15 protein-coding genes and 1 pseudogene are annotated in these 19791 nt (G+C 65.0%); 7 read left to right on the top strand and 9 right to left on the bottom strand.

Annotated features, from left to right (window positions below):
- Positions 1-48: 48 nt before the first annotated feature.
- A complete protein-coding gene (locus BJF89_RS05870) occupies positions 49-1302 on the top strand; it encodes a site-specific integrase (protein ID WP_083650519.1) in 1254 nt (417 codons plus the stop codon).
- A 9-nt stretch (positions 1303-1311) separates the two neighbouring features.
- Here the strand turns inward: BJF89_RS05870 and ilvC are convergent, their stop codons facing one another.
- The 3 genes from ilvC to BJF89_RS05885 form a co-directional block, all read right to left on the bottom strand.
- Complete coding sequence (ilvC, locus tag BJF89_RS05875; RefSeq protein ID WP_075813085.1) at positions 1312-2325, bottom strand: ketol-acid reductoisomerase; 1014 nt, start codon at positions 2323-2325, stop codon at positions 1312-1314.
- A 137-nt stretch (positions 2326-2462) separates the two neighbouring features.
- A complete protein-coding gene (ilvN, locus tag BJF89_RS05880; protein WP_038547880.1) occupies positions 2463-2969 on the bottom strand; it encodes an acetolactate synthase small subunit in 507 nt (168 codons plus the stop codon).
- Entirely contained in the window at positions 2969-4828 is a 1860-nt protein-coding gene (locus tag BJF89_RS05885; RefSeq protein ID WP_075813087.1) for an acetolactate synthase large subunit, read from the bottom strand. Before BJF89_RS05885 ends, ilvN begins: the two co-directional genes overlap by 1 nt.
- A 356-nt stretch (positions 4829-5184) precedes the next feature.
- Between BJF89_RS05885 and BJF89_RS05890 the strand changes: the two genes are divergently transcribed.
- From BJF89_RS05890 to ilvD, 3 genes are all read left to right on the top strand, one after another.
- Positions 5185-6963: a mechanosensitive ion channel family protein gene (locus BJF89_RS05890; protein WP_075813088.1), complete on the top strand. Its 1779-nt coding sequence runs from the start codon at positions 5185-5187 to the stop codon at positions 6961-6963.
- A gap of 114 nt (positions 6964-7077) precedes the next feature.
- On the top strand, positions 7078-7668 hold the full coding sequence (locus tag BJF89_RS05895; protein WP_075813090.1) for a PH domain-containing protein: 591 nt from the start codon (positions 7078-7080) through the stop codon (positions 7666-7668).
- Between the two features lie 107 nt (positions 7669-7775).
- Positions 7776-9623, top strand: a complete 1848-nt coding sequence (gene ilvD, locus BJF89_RS05900) for a dihydroxy-acid dehydratase (protein WP_075813092.1) — start codon at positions 7776-7778, stop codon at positions 9621-9623.
- Positions 9624-9656: 33 nt separating this feature from the next.
- Here the strand turns inward: ilvD and BJF89_RS05905 are convergent, their stop codons facing one another.
- Positions 9657-10403 carry an SDR family oxidoreductase gene (locus BJF89_RS05905; RefSeq protein WP_075813094.1) on the bottom strand — a complete coding sequence of 249 codons (747 nt, stop codon included), beginning with the start codon at positions 10401-10403 and terminating at the stop codon, positions 9657-9659.
- 31 nt (positions 10404-10434) lie between these two features.
- Here BJF89_RS05905 and BJF89_RS05910 point away from each other — a divergent pair, with 31 nt between their 5' ends.
- Positions 10435-12807, top strand: a complete 2373-nt coding sequence (locus tag BJF89_RS05910) for an excinuclease ABC subunit UvrA (protein ID WP_075813096.1) — start codon at positions 10435-10437, stop codon at positions 12805-12807.
- On the opposite strand, the pseudogene tctA reads toward BJF89_RS05910, so the two are convergent.
- From tctA to BJF89_RS05930, 4 genes and pseudogenes are all read right to left on the bottom strand, one after another.
- Positions 12804-14336: pseudogene (gene tctA, locus BJF89_RS05915) on the bottom strand (tripartite tricarboxylate transporter permease TctA). The gene BJF89_RS05910 and the pseudogene tctA sit on opposite strands and share 4 nt — an antisense overlap.
- Before the next feature lies 1 nt (position 14337).
- Positions 14338-14889: a tripartite tricarboxylate transporter TctB family protein gene (locus BJF89_RS05920; RefSeq protein ID WP_083650520.1), complete on the bottom strand. Its 552-nt coding sequence runs from the start codon at positions 14887-14889 to the stop codon at positions 14338-14340.
- A complete protein-coding gene (locus BJF89_RS05925) occupies positions 14886-15917 on the bottom strand; it encodes a tripartite tricarboxylate transporter substrate binding protein (protein WP_075813098.1) in 1032 nt (343 codons plus the stop codon). The genes BJF89_RS05920 and BJF89_RS05925 overlap by 4 nt, the downstream gene beginning before the upstream one ends.
- A 265-nt stretch (positions 15918-16182) precedes the next feature.
- The gene (locus tag BJF89_RS05930; protein ID WP_075813100.1) at positions 16183-16953 is read right to left on the bottom strand and encodes a TetR/AcrR family transcriptional regulator; all 771 of its coding nucleotides are present in this window, start codon (positions 16951-16953) and stop codon (positions 16183-16185) included.
- Between the two features lie 163 nt (positions 16954-17116).
- Between BJF89_RS05930 and BJF89_RS05935 the strand changes: the two genes are divergently transcribed.
- Both BJF89_RS05935 and BJF89_RS05940 read left to right on the top strand, forming a co-directional pair.
- Entirely contained in the window at positions 17117-18079 is a 963-nt protein-coding gene (locus BJF89_RS05935) for an ATP-binding cassette domain-containing protein (protein ID WP_369803653.1), read from the top strand.
- Positions 18076-18858, top strand: coding sequence for an ABC transporter permease (locus BJF89_RS05940; protein WP_075813104.1), 783 nt, complete (start codon positions 18076-18078; stop codon positions 18856-18858). The genes BJF89_RS05935 and BJF89_RS05940 overlap by 4 nt, the downstream gene beginning before the upstream one ends.
- Here BJF89_RS05940 and BJF89_RS05945 read toward each other — a convergent pair.
- Positions 18848-19732 (bottom strand): ArgP/LysG family DNA-binding transcriptional regulator, encoded by an 885-nt coding sequence (locus BJF89_RS05945; protein WP_075813392.1) that lies wholly within the window; start codon positions 19730-19732, stop codon positions 18848-18850. The genes BJF89_RS05940 and BJF89_RS05945 overlap by 11 nt on opposite strands.
- Between the last annotated feature and the right edge of the window lie 59 nt (positions 19733-19791).

Below are 19791 nucleotides of genomic sequence, written 5' to 3' on the forward strand. Positions count from 1 at the left end.
TGTCCAACTACTAACGCAAAGCACTATGTCAGACAGGAGAACTATATCATGAGCGTACAGAGGCGGCCTCCCAACGGAGTGAAGCTGAAGAAGGGCCAACGAGCGAAGTGGGTGGTGCGCTACCGGCCCTACCCCGGCGCCAAGGAACGGTCCAAGACCTTCACCTACGACGAGTACGATGCCCCCGAAAAAGCAGCGAAGCTATTCGACGCCGACCAGCTGACCAAGATTGCCCAGGGCACGTGGATAGACCCGAACATGCAGAAGATCACCGTCGGCGAGATCTTCGAGCGGTGGATGTACAGCACGCCCCGCCGGCAGGCGACGATGGACCTGTACGACAACACCCTTCGGCTCCAGCTCCCTCCGATCGCGGACTATCCGGCGGGCCAGGTAACCACCAAGGATGTCACCGACTGGTACACGGATCTGACGACGTGCCGTACATGGCTGTCGAAGGACGACAAAGGACTATCCCCCGGCACTGCACGCGATCAACTCCGCCGACTACGCTCCGCCTACCGGTGGGCCATCGACGAGAGGATTGTCACCCGATCCCCCGTCGTCATCCCGAAACTCGACGACGACGATACGGCCGTGCTCACCGAGTCTATCCCCACCATCGGCGAGATCATTCGCGTTATCGACTGCGTCCGTGAGGGTGGCGCCCAGTACACCGAGAGCAAACGGAAGGGCGCTGAACCGCGCACGTACGCAATGGGCCCCAATGCTGTCGTGGCGGACATGATGGTCACCGCCATGCTCACCGGACTACGCATCAACGAGATCTGTGGGCTGATCGTTGAGGACGTCAACCTGGACATCGGCGAAATCCGCCTGACCCGACAGATGGATGTGCGTACCCGCAAGCGCGGTCCGTTGAAATCGCGTGCCGGCCGGCGAGTCATCCCGATCAGTACAGAGCTGGAGCCGACCCTACGCTGCCTCGTTAACGAGAAAGGCCCCACGGATTGGATATTCCGTGGGGCCAATGGGAACTCGATGCACTCAAGCCGGGTGGCGGTGTGTGTCTCGCGTGCGGCGAAGCACTGCGGTGCCGAGCGCGTCCACTTCCACTCGCTGCGGCATTTCTTCGCCAGTTCGCTCATCACCGCGGGTCGACCGATCCAGGATGTCAGCCGGGTGATGGGGCACAGTAGCGCGTCGATGACGCTGGATGTCTACACCCACGTCCTCGACCGGGATGGGTCAGGGATGCGGGATGCGATCTCCAGCGCCATCGGCTGCGGGATGAGTGCGGGATGGCGGCACCTGAAGGCGGTGCCGGAAACCGGTTCTTAGCAGGTCAGACTACGCGGTCGCATCGAGCGGGTTCTTGACCCAGCTCATCAGGTCACGCAGCTTGGTGCCCGTGGTCTCGATCGGGTGCTTGGCGTAGTCGGCGCGCAGCCCCTCGAGCTCCTTGTTACCGCCTTCGACGTTGGCGATGAGACGCTTGGTGAAGGTGCCGTCCTGAATGTCGGACAGGATCCCCTTCATGCGCTCCTTGGTGTCGGCGTCGATGACGCGCGGACCGGAGAGGTAGCCGCCGAACTCCGCGGTGTCGGACACCGAGTAGTTCATGTTGGCGATGCCGCCCTCGAACATGAGGTCCACGATCAGCTTGAGCTCGTGCAGGCACTCGAAGTAGGCCATCTCCGGCTCGTAACCAGCCTCGGTGAGAACCTCGAAGCCGGTCTTGACCAGTTCTTCGGTGCCGCCACAGAGAACAGCCTGCTCACCGAACAGGTCGGTGACGGTCTCCGCCTCGAAGGTGGTCGGGATGACACCGGCGCGGGCACCACCGATGGCCGCAGCGTAGGACAGCGCCAGGTCACGCCCCTCACCCTTCGGATCCTGCTCGACGGCGATGAGGCAGGGCACGCCCTTGCCGTCGACGAACTGGCGACGCACCAGGTGTCCCGGGCCCTTCGGGGCAGCCATGGCGACGGTGATGTTGTCGGCCGGCTCGATGAGCTTGAAGTGGATGTTCAGGCCGTGACCGAAGAAGACCGCGTTGCCGTCCTCCAGGTTCGGGGCGATGTCCTCGGTGTAGACGGAGGCCTGCGTGGTGTCGGGCACCAGCACCATGACCACGTCGGCCCAGGCGACGGCCTCGGCATTACCCAGGACCTTGAAGCCTGCTTCTTCCGCCTTCGGACGGGACTTGGATCCCTCGCGCAGGCCGATGACGACCTCGACACCCGAGTCACGCAGGTTCTGGGCGTGGGCGTGCCCCTGCGAACCGTAGCCGAGCACGGCAACCTTGCGGCCCTGGATGATCGACAGGTCAGCGTCGTCGTCGTAGAAAACGTCAATTGCCATGAGGTACAGCCTTTCGTGGGAAAACGGGGATGAATCGGTTCATGAACCGGATGGAGCGTTCAGTGCCTACCATCGTATCAGCAACAAGTATCAGAGGGTGAGACAGGGTATCCCACCCCGTGAATGGGCGCTGGCGATCAGAGTTTCGCGGGGTACATCGCCTTCTGACCGCGACTGACCGCGGTCACGCTGGACTCAACGAGTTCACGGATGCCGAAGGGTTCCAGGACCTCCAGCAGGGCCTTGAGCTTCGTCGGCGTTCCGGTGGCCTCAATGACCACGGACTCCGGGCCCACGTCGACGACATGCGCCCGGAACAGCTTGGCCGACTCGACCACCTGGGTCCGGTTGGAGTTGTCGGCGGAGACTTTCACCAGCATCAGGCCCCGACAGACGATGGAGTCCGGATCGTGGCGGCTGACCTTGATCACCGGGATCAGCTTGTTGAGCTGCTTGGTGATCTGTTCGATCACGTGGTCCTCCCCCTCCACCTGGATGGTGAAACGGTTGACACCGGCGACCTCGGTCTGCCCCGAAGCGATGGAGATGATGCTGAAGGCGCGACGGGTGAACATCCCGGTGATACGGGACGCGATGCCGTCGACATCCTCACACAGGACACTCAGAGTGTGGACTTGAGACATTAGTTCTCCTCGCCTTCCTTGATCATCGTGTGGATCTCATCGGGATCCTCCGCCGCAGAGTTCTCCTCGTCGAACAGCGGGCGCAGGTCGCGGACGTACTGGACCTCGTTGTTGGAAGCACCGGCGGAGATCATCGGCCAGACCTGTGCGTCCTCACCGACGATGAAATCGATGACGACGGGGCGGTCGTTGATCTCACGGGCCTTGGCGATCGTCGCCGCCACGTCGTCCTTCTCCGTGACCCGGAAGGCAGCGCATCCCATCGATTCCGCCAGCCCCACGAAGTCCGGGAGGTAGTTCTCTCCCGGCTTGAGGTTGGTGTGGGAGTAATGGCCGTCGAAAAAGAGTGTCTGCCACTGGCGCACCATGCCGAGGTTGCCGTTGTTGATCAGGGCGATCTTGATCGGCAGGCCTTCAACGGCACAGGTGACGAGTTCCTGGTTGGTCATCTGGAAACAACCGTCCCCGTCCACGGCCCACACCTCGGTGTCGGGAGCAGCGGCCTTGGCACCCATGGCGGCCGGGACGGCATAGCCCATGGTCCCCAGCCCGCCGGAGTTCAGCCAGGTACGTGGCTTCTCGAACTTCAGGAACTGCGCGGCCCACATCTGGTGCTGACCGACGCCTGCCACGTAGACAGCCTCCGGACCGGCAGCCCCGGTGAGCTGTTCGAGGACATACTGGGGCGCGAGCTTGCCGTCCTCCGGCTCGTCGTATCCCGGGGGGAAGTCCTCCTTCAGACCGTCCAGGTACGCCCTCCAGCGGGACGTGTCCTGCTCCTGCGGTCGGGTCTCCATTGCCTGTCGCAGTGCGACGAGCACCTCGCGCGCGTCACCGACGATCGGCACGTTGACCTCGCGGATCTTGCCGATCTCGGCAGGGTCGATATCTGCGTGGACGACCTTGGCCCCGGGGGCGAACGAGTCGACGTCACCGGTGACACGATCGTCGAAACGCGCACCGAGCGCGAGGATGAGGTCAGACTTCTGCAGCGCGGCGACGGCTGGCACCGTGCCGTGCATGCCAGGCATACCGAGGAACTGCGGGTGCGACTCCGGGAACACGCCCAGGGCCATCAGCGTGGTCGTCACCGGCACACCGGTGGCTTCCGCGAACGCGAGGAGTTCCTTGTGGGCATTGGCCTTCAGGACACCGCCGCCGGCGTAGATGACCGGTCGCTTGGCCTCGGCGACGAGGCGTGCCGCCTCCTCGATCTGCCGCGAGTGCGGCGTGGTCACCGGGTGGTAGCCCGGCAACCGGTAGGACGGTGGCCAGACGAAGTCCAGTTCGGCGTTCTGCACGTCCTTGGGGATGTCGACCAGGACGGCACCCGGACGACCGGTGCTGGCGACATGGAATGCCTCGGCGATCGCCGCCGGGATCTCCTCGGGACGGGTCACCATGAAGCTGTGTTTCGTAATCGGCATGGTGATGCCACGGATGTCCGCTTCCTGGAAACCGTCGGTTCCCAGGAGGTTGCTGCCGACCTGCCCGGTGATCGCCACGATCGGGACCGAATCCATGTTCGCGTCGGCGAGGGGGGTGACCAGGTTCGTCGCACCGGGGCCGGAGGTGGCTATGCACACCCCGACTTCGCCGGAAACCTGGGCGTAGCCGGTGGCGGCATGGCCGGCACCCTGTTCGTGGCGGACGAGAATGTGGTTGAGCTTCTCGGACCCGTAGAGCGCCTCGTAGAGCGGGAGGACCGCACCACCGGGGAGGCCGAAGACGACATCGGTACCCAGTTCCTCGAGGGAACGGACTACCGCCTGGGCGCCATTGATGCGTTCAGGCTTGCGGCTGCGTCCTGAGGCAGCGACTGTCGCAGGACTGGGGTGTGGGCGTGAGGTGTCATTCACCGTCCGTGCACTCCTTTTGGTGGTCATGTGTTGTGGATGTCCGACGTTCGAGTTCTCGCAAGGTGTGGTTCCGCCGTAGAACCGACTGTGCCCCCGCTACCCGGGGTACGGGGCGGGGGCGCCAGATTGTTCCGCGAAGTGACCGCAGGGGCTCTAGCGCCCGGCGGATACAAGAATCAGGAACGTCGTCATAACCAATGACCATAGTGGAGTCCAGACCCCCGGTCAATGGAAAATGAGAAAATTTCCCACCCGCTGATACCCCCTGTCCCACTGCGTGGGCGCGTCGGGCACGACAGGTTTCACCTCTCCAACAATCCAGGGAACCCCAAGATTTACCCGATACGGTGTGTCCCATGTTCGACGTCAGATACCTCTTGTTCTCACTCTGGGACTGGATCATCCAGCACGGTCTCCCCCTGTCCGCCCTGCTGATCGCGGCCGTATTGGTCCCCCGCGTCGGCCGACAGGCCGTACGTCTCCTCAGCGACCGCTTGGAGCACGGGCAGGAGGAGACGAAATCGAAGCTCGCGCTCCTCGGCGCCCTGGTCTACATACTGGAGATCGTCGCCTACTTCGTCCTGGTGCTGCTGGCCTTGACCAACCTCGGTGTACCGGCGATGGGTGCGGCCATTCCCGCCACCGTCGTTTCCGCCGCCATCGGTTTCGGTTCGCAGAACATCATCGGCGATTTCCTGACCGGCTTCTTCATCATTTCGGAGCGGCACTACGGGGTCGGCGACGTCGTCACCTTCGATGACACCAGTGGCCAGATCACGGGAACGGTAGTGAAACTCACGCTCCGGTCGACGCAGATCCGGACCGCTGCGGGTGAGCTGGTCACTGTGCCGAACAGCAAGGCGAGCGTCACCATCAACTACTCGCAGAAGTGGTCCAGGGCGGTCGTCGATCTGGACGTGCCCATGACCGATAACGAGTCAATGGCCGACCTGCTGTCACTCGTCGAACGCGCCTCGAAGGAGGCGATTGAGACCGCTGGGGTCAGCGACAGCATCCGCGGAGACATCGAGGTGCAGCCCGCCCTCAGCATCACACCGCCGGCAGCGGCCGGATTACCGTGGTCCGTCGGCATGAGGGTCAACGTCGACACCAGTCCGGCGACGCAGTGGGCCGCCGAGCGTGCTATCCGCGCGAACCTCGTCAACACGTTCTGGGACCGCTACCAGGCACCGGGCGAAGCGATCGCCGCACGTGCCGAACTGGGCGACCAGCTTCCAGATGACCCCCGTGTCTCAGGGAAGCATGCCGAGAAGAAAGACGCGGCAGGAGCGGCCGCCGCAGCACCTGGACCTGGCGATGGTCAGGGGGGTAGCCAGAGCGATACGGACCGCGTGATCGCCGCCGCAACCGCGGGCAGCGACCACATGTCGATCGACGACGCCGATGACGATGACGCTACCGAGGTCATTGACACCGAAGGCGCTGCCACACTTCCGGACCCCGATGACCCGGCGACCGAGGTCCTTCCGTCGTCCGAAGCTGAGCCTGCCACTGATGGACGTGACGGACATAGTGCCGACAAGTCCGATCTCGCCGAGCTGGTGGAGGGGCCCTACGAGTCCAAGACGAAGAATCTGCTGAGTTTCGGTGGCAGGTTCAGGCCGTCCACCGCCGGATTGTTCATCGCACTCGTCATCGTGGGGCTGCTCGCACTGTTCTCGAGCAACCCGGATGACGCTGAACCTGGTTGGTTGTCCCCCGACCGCTGGCGGGATACCGGTGCTGCCGTGGAAACCACCGAAGAGACCGAGAGTACCGAGCCTCCGGCCGACTCAGGCAACACCGACGTTCCCCAGAACACCGAGGTACCCCAGGACACCGAGGATCCAGGTGAGACCGGGGACACCGATACCGGAGACACCGGCGACACGGGGAACCAGGGAAACTCGGGGAACACCGGTGACACGGGTGACACCACAGGCAACACCGGCGGATCAGGCAATGGAAACGGGTCTCAGGGAAATACCGGCGGAAACTCCACCGACACCGGTGGTGGCAACACGGATACCGGTACGGGTGAATCCACGGGCGGCACCGACCAGAACCAGGGCCAGGCACAGCGGAACTCCAACTCCAGTGGAGACACCGGGTCCGGGGAAACGACCGCGCCGTAGACAGCCACACGACACCTGTTTTCACCGTGACTGAGACCGTGACAGAGACATCGCCCGGACTCCGAGTCCGGGCGATGTCTCTGTCACGGTACCGGGCTGATTAAATGGACAACCATGAGTTCTGTGGAGTCACCCGAACTGCCGTACCAGGTCCGGACGGATCAGGCACACCTGATCGCCGGCGTTCTCATGCTGGCGATGTCCGTCGTCGGCATCGCTTATGCACCGAAGGTCTTCTTCTGGCTCCCGCTGCTGCCGATCCTGTTCATCATCGGAGTCCTGCGGACCCGCACCGAATTCACCGAACGGGGGATCACCGCGCGCTACCTCTTTCGCCCGACAAAGTCATTGGCGTGGGACGACTTCGAAGCGTTACGATTCACCCGTGGAGGCAAGGCGCTCGCCGTCAGCACGAACGAGACGACCTTCCCGCTCCCTGGTGTGAGCTTCAACTCGCTGGTGACCCTGGCAGAAGTGACCGGAGGCAGGATTCCCGACCCGGTGACCCCGAGTCTCTCCGCCATCGACGAGAAGGTCCGGGTCGTCGAACGCGACAGCGGTCTGGCCGTCCTCATGGACGAGGAGGAGTACGGCGAGTACGAGGCCGCACGACGGGCCAGCCACATGGCGCGTGAAGAACTCGAACGGCGCCGTGCCGCGAAAGCCGAACCGGACGAGACCCCCTCCCCGTCCGACGACAGCTGACGACTGTCCCCCGGACACCAGTTCCCCCACACCTGCACTATCACCGACGTGACTGCCCACGGGCCGGGCAGCTGCACGAGGCCCGACGAGAGGACGCTTTTCCCACCATGAACGAGATCTCATACCGGTCATCAGTGACCACCCAGGGACGCAACGCCGCCGGCGCGCGGTCCCTGTGGCGAGCCACGGGCATGAAGGACAGTGACTTCGACAAGCCGATCATCGCGATCGCGAACTCCTACACCCAGTTCGTCCCCGGTCATGTCCACCTCAAGAACGTCGGCGACATCGTCGCCGAGGCCGTCCAGGAGGCCGGTGGCGTCGCCCGCGAGTTCAACACCATCGCCGTCGACGACGGCATCGCCATGGGCCACTCCGGCATGCTGTACTCCCTGCCCAGCCGTGAGATCATCTCCGACTCCGTGGAGTACATGGTCAACGCCCACCAGGCGGACGCCATCGTGTGCATCTCCAACTGTGACAAGATCACCCCCGGCATGCTCAACGCGGCCATGCGTTTGAACATCCCGGTCGTCTTCGTCTCCGGTGGCCCCATGGAAGCAGGTAAGGCCGTGGTCGTCGACGGAGTGGCCCACGCCCCCACTGACCTGATCACCTCGATCTCCGCGTCCGCCAGCGAACAGGTCTCCCGGCAGGGGCTGATGACTGTCGAGCAGGCGGCCTGCCCGACCTGTGGTTCCTGTTCCGGAATGTTCACCGCCAACTCGATGAACTGTCTGACCGAGGCACTCGGTCTCTCCCTGCCCGGCAACGGCTCGACGCTGGCCACCCACGCCGCCCGCCGCAACCTGTTCAGCGAGGCAGGCCGCGTCATCGTCGACCTGTGCCGCCGCTACTACGGAGACGGCGACACCTCCGTGCTGCCCCGCAACATCGCCACCAAGGAGGCCTTCCAGAACGCCATGGCCCTCGACATGGCGATGGGTGGCTCGACGAATACCGTGCTGCACATCCTCGCCGCTGCCCAGGAAGGCGGGATCGACTTCGACCTGCAGGACATCGACGACCTGTCCAAGTCCGTCCCCTGCCTGTCGAAGGTCGCGCCGAACTCCGACTACCACATGGAGGACGTCCACCGCGCCGGCGGCATCCCCCGTATCCTCGGTGAGCTGTGGCGCGGTGGCAAGCTCAACGAAGGCGTGCACACCGTCCACTCCCCCAGCCTCGCCGAATGGCTGGAGGACTGGGACGTCAGCGCCGCCTCACCGCGGCAGGAGGCCGTGGACCTTTACCATGCCGCGCCAGGTGGCGTGCGCACCACCGAGCCGTTCTCCACCGAGAACGTCTGGGACGAGCTCGACCTCGACGCCGAGAACGGCTGCATCCACGACGTCGACCACTCCTTCACCTCCGACGGTGGCCTGGTCATCCTGCGTGGAAATCTCTCGCCCGACGGCGCCGTGATCAAGTCCGCCGGTATCGATGAATCCCTCTGGCATTTCTCCGGCCCCGCACTGGTCGTGGAGTCCCAGGAGGAGGCCGTCGACGTGATCCTCAAGAAGAAGGTCACCCCGGGCGATGTCATCGTGGTCCGTTACGAGGGTCCGTCGGGCGGGCCGGGCATGCAGGAGATGCTGCATCCGACCGCTTTCCTGAAGGGCTCGGGGCTGGGTAAGAAGTGCGCCCTGATCACCGACGGGCGCTTCTCGGGTGGTTCGTCGGGTATCTCTGTCGGCCACGTCTCCCCCGAGGCCGCCGGCGGCGGGCTGATCGGACTGGTCGAGAACGGTGACACGGTGACGATCGACGTGCACAACCGCCAGCTGACCCTCGATGTGCCGGACGAGGAGATCGCCCGGCGTTGCGCCGCGATGGACGCGTCGGAGAACCCGTGGAAGCCGGCGACCCGCCAGCGCAAGGTCACCAAGGCGTTGCGCGCCTACGCGAAGATGGCCACCAGTGCCGACAAGGGCGCGGTGCGCGAGGTCGACTAGGGTCGGCTGGAAAGCTCGCCCGGGACCCCACGCTCACATCGTGCCCGGGTACGCTCCCCCGTCAATGAGCACATTCTGTCCGGTGATGTACCCCGCCTGAGCGGAGCAGAGGAACGCACAGGTCGCGCCGAATTCTGCGGGGTCACCGAAGCGTCCCGCCGGAACACCGTCGGTCGAGGGTGCCCCACCGCCTCCGGTCTGGGCCAACCGCGCTGTCGCGAACCGTCCTGGAAGCAGGTTGTTCACCGTCACATTCGCCGAGGCCAGTTGCGGCTGCCGGGCCACGCCGGCGACGAAGCCGGTCAACCCGCCCCGGGCACCGTTGGAGAGTCCGAGCTGCGCGATCGGCGCTTTCACCGCGCCGGAGGTGATGTTCACCACCCGGCCGAACCCGCGTTCCGCCATGCCGTCCACCGTGGCCTTGATCAACTCGACCGGGGTCAGCATGTTCCGCTTCAGTGCGGCGAGCCAGTCGCTCTCCCCCCAGTCCCGGAAATCGCCGGGCGGTGGCCCACCGGCATTGGTGACGAGGATGTCCACCTGCGGTGCCGCATCCAGCAACGATGCGCGGACGGACGGGTCGCTGATGTCACCGGCGATGTCGTGCACCGCGACCCCGTGTGAACGCAACCGGTCAGCCGCCTCAGCCAGTGGCCCGGCGCGTCGCGCGTTCACGACGAGGTTCACTCCTTCGGCCGCCAGCGCATCGGCGCATCCGAATCCCAGCCCCTGGCTGGAGGCCCCGATCACGGCCCATTTCCCATGTATCCCGAAGTCCATGGCCCCACGCTACCGCCTAGAATGGGCGGCCATGACCGACACGAGTTCTGATGTCCGCGTCCACGACGCCGACCTGCGCAATCTACGGCATGTCGATGTCAGTCTGCCCCGAGGTCAGCTTGTCGCTGTCACGGGCGTCTCCGGTTCAGGGAAGTCGTCACTGGCCTTCGGCACGATCCACGGTGAGGCCCAGCGACGCTACCTGGAGTCGGTGGCTCCGTTCGCACGGCGTCTGATTGCCGGTGCGGTGGATCCGCGGGTCGGCAGGATTGACGGTCTTCCCCCGACCGTGGCCCTGGAACAGTCGCGGACCGGTGGTGGCGCGCGGTCGACCGTGGGTACCTTCTCCACTGTGTCGAACTCGGTACGGCTGTTGTTCTCCCGGGCCGGAACGTATCCGGCAGAGGTGAGGGATCGCGTGGGGAGGCTGGATTCGGATCGGTTCTCGCCGAACACGGCGTCGGGCATGTGCCCGACGTGCCAGGGCACCGGGACGGTCCACGTGCCGACGGAGAAGTCGATGGTGCCTGACCCGTCCTTGTCGATCGACGACGGGGCGATCGCCGCGTGGCCCGGGGCGTGGTTGGGGAAGAACTTCCATGACATTCTCGTCACGTTGGGTTACCGGACGGACATACCGTGGTCTGAGTTGTCCCGTGAGGACAGGGACTGGATCCTTTTCACGCCGGACAAGCCGGTGGTGACGGTGCATCCGGTCCGCGGTGCCGACCAGATCCAGCGGACGTATGACGGGACGTGGAGGTCGGTGTCGACCTATCTCCAGGAGACGTTGGCGTCGTCATCGTCGGACTCGACCCGGCGCCGGGTTCTGTCGTTCATGGATCATTCTGTGTGCCCGACCTGCGGTGGTCGTCGTCTGACCGCGGATGCCTTGTCGGTGACCTATCTGGGTATGGCGATCGACGAGCTCAATGCGGTACCGCTGGAGGAGCTGGTTGAACTGTTCGCCGGGGTCACGTCTCCGTCGGAAGCAGAGCGTCTACTGCTGGAACAGGTGATCCCCACAGTGCAGGCTGCCGTGGAACTGGGCCTGGGTCATCTGAGTCTGGACCGGCCCGCCTCAACGTTGTCCGGTGGTGAGTTGCAGCGCTTGCGTCTGGCCTCACAGCTCCACTCCGGGTTGTTCGGCGTGGTGTACGTCCTGGATGAACCTTCTGCGGGGCTGCATCCCACTGAACGCGTCGCCGTCAGTGAGCTGATGGCGCGCTTCCTGGAAGCGGGTAACAGCGTGATCCTCGTCGAACACGATATGTCACTGGTGGCTGGCGCAGACTGGGTCGTCGACGTCGGTCCCGGTGCCGGGGAGAACGGCGGCGAGATCCTGTGGTCCGGCCCGGTTGACGGCTTGTCCGGTCAGGACACCCCTACCGGCCGTGCCTTGTCCGCACCCACCCCGCCACTGAAGGGGTCCGGAGACTTCCCGGTCCGCGAGGCGTCGTCGTCGCTGCCGGTACAGGCTACCGAGCGAACTCTGGAAATCGACACGTCGCTGGGACTCGGCCAGTTCACTGCGGTGACCGGGATCTCAGGCTCGGGCAAGTCGACGCTGGTGTCGAGTGCGCTACCAGCAGTGCTCGCTGAAGCAGGGATCCGTACGGTCCATATCACCCAGCAACCCATCGGACGGACGACCCGGTCTTCCTTGGCGACCTACACCGGGTTGTTCGACCATGTCAGGAGGCTCTTCGCTGCCACGGACGGCGCCCGGGAACGGGGATGGACAGTCTCGCGGTTCTCCTACAACGTCACTGAGGGACGGTGCCCGACCTGCAACGGGGAAGGAACGATCGAGGTCGAGCTCGTCTTCCTCCCGGGCAGCTACACCGTCTGCCCGGACTGCCACGGTGCCCGGTACAACGAGGAGACACTGGAGGTGACCTGGCATGGGCTCACCATCGCCGACGTTCTCGATCTCACCGTCACCGATGCACTGGACGTCTTCGCCGATGAACCTGCGGTGCACACCGCGCTTCAGGCACTGGAGGCGGTGGGGCTGTCCTACCTGCGCCTGGGACAGAGTGCCCCGGAACTCTCCGGAGGAGAGGCCCAGCGGATCAAACTGGCCACCGAACTTCAACGCAGCCGTCGCGTGCGCCGGGGTACACCCACGGTCCACCTGCTCGATGAGCCCACGACGGGGTTGCACCCCGCTGATGTCGATCTGCTGGTCAAGGAGCTCAACCGGCTGGTTGACTCCGGAGACTCGGTAGTCGTGGTCGAACACGACCTGCGTGTCGTGGCACAGGCGGACCGCGTCGTCGACCTGGGTCCCGGCGCCGGTGTCGACGGAGGCCGGATCATCGCCGACGGGACACCCGCGGCGATCGCGGCCAGCGGAACGGCGACAGGAGCGGCGCTGACGTCGGTATCCACGGGCGCCTAGGCGTCGGCTTCGCTGGCCTTCGCCTTCAGGCTTCGCTGGCGGATGCGGTTGATCACCATGCTGCGGATCGCCACCAGGAGGACGACCGCCAGTACACCGTAGATGGTCCAGGTGATGGGGCTGGAGACCAGGACGGTGAAGTCGCCTGAGGAGGACAGCAGGGCATCGCGGATCGACGTCTCAGCCAGCGGTCCGAGGACCATGCCGATAATCAGTGGTGCCAGCGGGTAGCCGTAGCGGCGCATCAGGAAGCCGATCACCGAGATACCCAGCAGGAGCAGGAGATCGAACACCCGGCCCGAGGTGGCGTAGACGCCGAGCCCGCAGAACAGGGCGATCCCAGCGTAGAGGTAGGGCTGTGGGATAAGCAGCAGCTTGGCCCAGAGTTGGGCGAAAGGCAGGTTGATGATCAGCAACACCACCATTGCGATGAAGAAGCTCGCCAGCAGTGCCCAGACCAGATCCGGGTTGCGGTCGAAGAGCAACGGACCGGGCTGCAGACCGTACTGGCGGAAGGCGGCGAGCAGAATGGCCGCCGTGGCGGACACCGGCAGACCGAGTGCCAGTAGGGCGCCCATCGCCATACCTGTCGTGGAGTTACCGGCGGCCTCCGGCGCTGCAAGTCCGCGGATGGCGCCTTTACCGAACTTCGGCGATTTCCGACGGGTGTCCAGGCGTCGCTCCACGGAGTAGGCGAGGAACGTCGGTACCTCGGAGCCGCCCACCGGGATCATGCCGAAAGGCATGCCGATGGCCGTGCCCCGCAACCAGGCGGGCAACGCCTCCCGGAACTCAGCGAGCTTGAGCCACGGCCGCCCTGCGGACCGTGTCTTGAGGTCCTGGTTCTCACGTCGTGCGCGGGAGGCGATGAAGAAGACCTCCCCGAGCGCGAGGATCGCTACCGTGACAGTGACGATCGAGATCCCGTCGAACAGCTGAGGCACTCCGAGGGTGAACCGTTCGGTGCCGGTCACCGAATCGATGCCGATCGTCGAGATACCAAGGCCGATGATGAGGCCGACAGCCCCTTGGGGACCGAGTCGGAGACCACGGAGGAGGTGGCGACGAAGGCGAACAGCGCCAGCGCGAAGTACTCTGCGGGCCCGAAGTAGGTCGACAACTCGGCGAGCAGCGGGGCGAAGAAGACGACCACGACCGAGGCGACGAAACCGCCGATGAAGGCACCGATGGCCGCCGTCGCCAATGCCTGCGGTGCGCGGCCGGCCAGAGCCATCTTGTGTCCCTCGAATGTCGAGGCGATAGCCGAGGCCTGCCCTGGTGTGTTCATCAGGATCGCCATGGTGGAGTCGCCGAAGAGTCCGCCGAAGTACACGCCGGCGAAGAAGATGAAGGCCGCCGTCGGGTCGAGGGCGAAGGTCATCGGTAGGAGCAGTGCCACGGCCATCGAGGAGCCGAGCCCGGCATGACGCCCACGGCGGTACCGAGGAGACAGCCGAGGAGCACCCACATGAGGTTGACCGGTGTGAGGGCCCCGGCGAAGCCTCCATCAGGAGACTGAGTGAATCCATGTCAGAACCCCCCGCCGATGATGCCGGAAGGAAGGCTGAGGCCGAGTGCCACGTCGAATGCCAGATAGGCTACCGACCCCATGAACACCGACACCAGGATGTCGAACACGGGACGGCGTGAGCCGAATCCCCGTGCCACGCACCAGAACAGCAGTCCGGACGCGAGGATCCAGCCAAGCCACGGCAGCAGGACCGCGAAGGCGAGGAACCCCAGGACCGTCCACCCGAGGGCGGAGAAGTCCGAATGAAACCTCGTGGTCTGTTCCGTCGCACCCTCGACGGGCTCGGGGCGGCGAATGATGCCCACGGCAATCACCGTCGCGAGGACGAGACCGATGACACCGGTCAGGGTCGGGAAGAACCCAGGTCCCGGAAAATCCGCGTCCGGGCCGTCCATGGTCATCGAACCGATGATGAGGAAGAGGCTGAACCCCGCGATCACGACAGGCATGATCAGTCCGGATCTGCCGGCCCAGACTGTACCCGCCCCGACCGGCCCGGTGGCCCGCGGTTCGGCGATATCGCTAGTTTTACCTGCGGTGCTTGCGGTCATTGTCCCATCTCCTCGAACAGGGTGGTGATCCGGTCCGTCTCGTCCTGGATGTACTGATCGAGCTCCTCGCCCTGCATCGGAGCCTCGCGCCAGTAGTTGCGTTCCACGGTGGCACGCCACTCCGGAGTCTCCACGGCTTCGGCGACGAGATCCTGAAGTTCCTCGATGTCCTCGCTTGTGGCGGAAGGAGGGGCGAAGAGTGCCCTCCAGTTGGTGATCGTCACGTCGATACCCTGCTCAGCCAGCGTGGGAATCGCCTCGATCTCCGGGCTCCCGGAGAGCCGGTCCTCAGCCACGACGCCGAGGACCCGTAACCTGCCGGACTCGACCTGAGGGTAGATGTCGGCGAATCCGCCCGCCGTCACGTCGGCCGTACCGTTGAGCAGCGCCTGAATGGCCTCGCCGCCACCGTCCGAGGGGATGTACGTGGTTTCGGACGCGGGGACGCCGAGTTCCAGAGCGATGTCCGTCATGACAAGTTGGTCGAAGGAACCGCCACCGGTCCACGCCAGTGAACGAGCGTCCTGCGTCCATGTCTCGCGGACATCATCCATCGACTCGAGTGGAGAATCGGCGGGCACAGCGATGATGTCGTACTCCTCGAGGACCTTGGCCACCGGTGTGACGTCCTGGATCCTGGACGGGGTGCCGAACTGGACCTGCGCCGTGATATGGCCGGACCCGCCGACCATGAGGTTATTGGCCTCCGGCTGCTGGGCGAGAACGCCCACGCCGATGGTGCCGCCAGCGCCAGGCACGTTGACCACCTGGACGTTGTTGACGATGCCGTTGGTTCTCAAGGTCTGCTGCAGCTCGCGCTGGAATGTGTCCCAGCCGCCGCCGGCAGCCGCCGGGGCGATAAGTGAGAGGTTGCTCCGGACATCCGTGCCACCCGAGGCTGACCGGATCGAGAAGAAGGATGCTGCACCGATGACTACGACCGCGACGACGGCGAAAACAGCGGTGCCGACCGTGCGGAACCGCGTCTTCGCAGGGCCGGGGGGATCTGTGGCCTTGGCTTGGCTCATTGGAGCTCCTTGACGGGCCCCGGAGAAAATGGCCGGGACGCGTGGCTCGAGTGACTGTGACACCGGACGCTGCCGGAAACCAGCGCGGTGCGCACCGCCGCAGGGGCGGTAGAACGGCGGGGTCACGGAAGGCCGAGCCTTGAACACGTTCAATCATTGCAGGAAAGTGTTCACCGGGCAAAACCGCATGGTCGGGGGTCCGCATCCGCACCACACCCCCAACTTGACGGGCGCTTCGCACCGCAGGATCTGCCCCTTTCTAAAATCAGGGACTGTCGGTGCCGCCGATATCGGCGACGCCACCGAGTCGCGCCCGAACCCCGTCGAGGATCACCCCGAGCCCGTACTCGTAAACGGCGGCCGGATCGGTGATGGCCTGGTACTTCTCCCCCACCGCGGTACCCACCCGCCCCGACACGGGAAACTCGTCGTCCTGCATGACCTGGGAGAGGATGGGTTCATTGACCTGCCACCATTCCGCGTCACTGTACCCGGAGGCCCGGGCGAGCTCGCGCGCATTGACACTGGCAGCGGCGCTTGCGACAGCATGGGACTCGACCAGCGCGATGGTGTGATCCATGGACACATCGTCGAGCCCGCACCCGTCCAGGGCCGAGAGCTGCCATTCATAACGTCGGGAGATGTTCGGCCCAATCAAGGGACGGTGCCGTTGGGCGGCGAGCAGCCACGGGTGCCGGTGCACCTCCTGCCAGGTGAGCCGGGAGATCGTCCGCAGCCGGTCACCGACGACGTCGGGATCAGTTGCCACCCCCCGGAAAGGCGGGAGGTCGACCCGGCCCATCACCTGGTCGATCATCAGACCGAGAAGCTCATCACGCCCCGGGATGTAGGTGTACAGGCTCGCGGCAGACGTGTGGAGTTTCCCTGCGATCTTGCGCATGGAAAGTCCCTCGATCCCGGCGACATCGGCATCCTCGATCGCAGTGTCGACAACCTCGTCGACGGACCATTTCTTCCGGGGACCACGAGCTCCGGACTCTTCACCCACCTGGTGCCGCCACACCAGTCGCAGCATTCGGTCGGGCTCCCGGGGTCTGTCTCCCGTGGACGGTGCCGGTGCCGGTGCAGATGAGGATTGCGGGGTCGCGTGCCTGGCGTCTGATTCCATGTTGACAGCTTACTCCGAACGGCGTACGTTGAATATCCCCGTTAAGTCCGTACACCGTTAGGAGTTTATGGTGAGTTCCGACTCCCCTCCCGCCATCCACGCAGATTCCCTGGTCAAGAACTATGGCGCCCATCGGGCCCTCGACAACTTCCACCTCACCGTCCCCACCGGCAGCATCCACGGACTACTCGGACCAAACGGTGCGGGTAAGACCACCGCCGTCGGGGTGCTCACCACGCTGACCTCACTCGACCAGGGAGTTGCCCGTATCGCCGGCACCGATGTACGCGACGGCAACGCCGTACGCGCCCGTATCGGGCTGGTCGGCCAGTACGCCGCCGTGGATGAGATTCTCGGCGGCCACCAGAACCTCGTGATGTTCGCCCGGCTCCTGGGGTTCCGCCGAGCCGACGCCCGACGCCGTGCCGACGAACTCCTGGAGCAGTTCTCGCTGACGGACGCGGCCGACCGGCCGGTGTCGGGCTACTCCGGAGGAATGCGACGCCGCCTCGACATCGCCGTGTCCCTCATCCGGCATCCCGACGTCCTTTTCCTCGACGAACCCACCACCGGGCTGGACCCGCGAGGTCGTATCGACGTCTGGGACGCCGTCCTCCGGGCCGCCGACGCGGGCACGACCGTCCTGCTGACCACCCAGTACCTGGAAGAGGCCGACCGGCTCGCCGACCGCATCTCGATCATGTCATCCGGTCGGGTGATCGCCGAGGGCACGCCGGACGAGCTCAAGGCGAATCGCGGCGGTGACCGTGTGGACCTCACGTTCACCTCCCAGGTGTCCAGCGCCGATGTTGAATGTGCACTGGCGCCGGGTGAGCTGTCGTTCACGCCGGATCCGGACAAGCTTCTCGTCAGCCTGTCGGCACCGGACGGTCCCGCCGACATGGTCGACATCATCCGCCGACTCGACGCCGCGAACCTGACACCGACTGACATCGCATTGCGCCGTCCCACGCTCGACGAAGTCTTCCTCTCCGTCACAGAGTCGTCACCGTCTACCGAGGAGAACCGATGAACAGCATCACGAACGGTCTGACACTCACGGCCAGGGAACTTCTCCACTGGCGCCGCCAACCTCTCACACCGGTGTTCACCATCATGTTCACCGTCATGCTCCTGTTGATGTTCTCCCTGCTCTTCGGCGGGTCCATCAGCCTGCCCGGCGGTGGAGACTACATCCACTTCCTCCTGCCCGGCATGATGGCACTTTCGATGATGTTCGGAGTCGAAGCCACGACCAGCGCAATGGCCAATGACGCGAAGAAGGGCATCACCGACCGCTTCCGGTCGCTTCCCATCGGCGACGCCTCAGTCGCCTTCGGCCGCGTCGGAGCCGACATGGTCACATCGTCGGTGGAGCTCGTCGTCATCATCGTCGGCGGGCTCCTGTTGGGCTGGCGAGTTACAGGAAGCGCCCCCGAGGCCTTCCTTGCCGTCGCACTCCTTCTCTGGTTCCGGTTCGCGGTGCTGTGGATCGGAATCTACCTGGGACTCACCCTCGGCAGGAACGAGGGAGCCGCGACGATGGTCCAGGTGCTGGTCTGGCCCGTCGGATTCCTGTCCACCGCCTTCGTCTCTCCCGAATACATGCCTACGTGGTTGGAACCGGTCGCCACCTGGAACCCCGTGTCCGCCACCGCGACTGCCGCCCGCGAACTCTTCGGCAACCCCACCGGGTTCACTGGGGGAACGTTGGCAGACCACGCGGTACTGGCCGCTTTCCTGTGGCCGCTGGCCCTCGTGTCGGTCTTCCTTCCGTTGTCCGCCCGGGCCTACCGGAGACTCAGGCGCTGAGCCCCACGGCCGCCGCCGCATGCACCGCGTCGGTGAGTACACCGAGGGTGTCCGATTCCAGGCGCCAGTGTTGCCAGTACAACGGCACCTCGATGACGTCCTCGGCCAGGCGCACCATCGCCCCCTCCTCCACGTACGGCCGTGCTGACGCCACCGGTACCAGCGTCCACCCCAGACCCGCGACCACCGCGTCATTGAGCCCCTCGAAACTCGGAATCCGGGAGACTCTGCGGCCCGGTCGTGGTGTCACACCGCGCGGCTCCAGCACTCCGTCGGTCATCCGGTCGTGCGGCCCGATGACCAGCAGGGGCAGCGAAGCCCACGCGTCCTCACCGCGGACGCTCCTGGCGGCCTCGAGCTCGTCGGCCAGCTCCGGGGCGCCGACCGGCCAGTAGTGCAGGCTCCCGAGCTCCTCGACGACACACCCGGCTACCGGCTCTGCTTCTGCGGTGACCACCCCCATGCAGTCTCCCCGACGGAGCATCGCCAGGGAGTGTTGTTCGTCCTCCAGGTTCAGCTCCAGGGATATACCGCCAACCTCTGCAACCTGCCGGAGCACAGGACGGAACCACGTACCCAACGAATCCGCGTTGACTCCGACGCTGACCGGCCTTTCACCGATCCGTCCACGTAACCTGTCATCTGTCTCCGATTCCAGCAGCCGCATCCGTCGGGCGGTCTGGACCAGCACCTCGCCGGCATCCGTGACACCCACCGGTGACGTCCTTCGCACGACGACCCGTCCGACGTCGGCCTCGAGAGCCTTGATGCGCTGACTCACCGCGGACGGGCTCACCCCGAGACGGTCTGCGGCAGCCTCGAAACTCCCTTCATCGACGACAAGCAGCAGAGTATCCATGTGACGTGGCATCATGAAGTACATCTTAAGCATCTCAAGGAGAGCTTGCTTGTCTTCACAACGTGACGTTCCTA

The organism is Corynebacterium sp. CNJ-954 (assembly GCF_001942345.1).
Taxonomy (GTDB): Bacteria; Actinomycetota; Actinomycetes; order Mycobacteriales; family Mycobacteriaceae; genus Corynebacterium.

Coding starts and splice junctions, on each gene's coding strand:
- BJF89_RS05895 (WP_075813090.1), top strand. CDS start 7,078: ATGAGTTCTGTGGAGTCACCCGAACTGCCGTACCAGGTCCGGACGGAT.
- BJF89_RS05910 (WP_075813096.1), top strand. CDS start 10,435: ATGACCGACACGAGTTCTGATGTCCGCGTCCACGACGCCGACCTGCGC.
- ilvC (WP_075813085.1), bottom strand. CDS start 2,325: ATGGCAATTGACGTTTTCTACGACGACGACGCTGACCTGTCGATCATC.
- BJF89_RS05920 (WP_083650520.1), bottom strand. CDS start 14,889: ATGACCGCAAGCACCGCAGGTAAAACTAGCGATATCGCCGAACCGCGG.
- BJF89_RS05945 (WP_075813392.1), bottom strand. CDS start 19,732: ATGATGCCACGTCACATGGATACTCTGCTGCTTGTCGTCGATGAAGGG.
- BJF89_RS05925 (WP_075813098.1), bottom strand. CDS start 15,917: ATGAGCCAAGCCAAGGCCACAGATCCCCCCGGCCCTGCGAAGACGCGG.
- ilvN (WP_038547880.1), bottom strand. CDS start 2,969: ATGTCTCAAGTCCACACTCTGAGTGTCCTGTGTGAGGATGTCGACGGC.
- BJF89_RS05940 (WP_075813104.1), top strand. CDS start 18,076: ATGAACAGCATCACGAACGGTCTGACACTCACGGCCAGGGAACTTCTC.
- BJF89_RS05905 (WP_075813094.1), bottom strand. CDS start 10,403: ATGGACTTCGGGATACATGGGAAATGGGCCGTGATCGGGGCCTCCAGC.
- BJF89_RS05930 (WP_075813100.1), bottom strand. CDS start 16,953: ATGCTGCGACTGGTGTGGCGGCACCAGGTGGGTGAAGAGTCCGGAGCT.
- ilvD (WP_075813092.1), top strand. CDS start 7,776: ATGAACGAGATCTCATACCGGTCATCAGTGACCACCCAGGGACGCAAC.
- BJF89_RS05890 (WP_075813088.1), top strand. CDS start 5,185: ATGTTCGACGTCAGATACCTCTTGTTCTCACTCTGGGACTGGATCATC.
- BJF89_RS05870 (WP_083650519.1), top strand. CDS start 49: ATGAGCGTACAGAGGCGGCCTCCCAACGGAGTGAAGCTGAAGAAGGGC.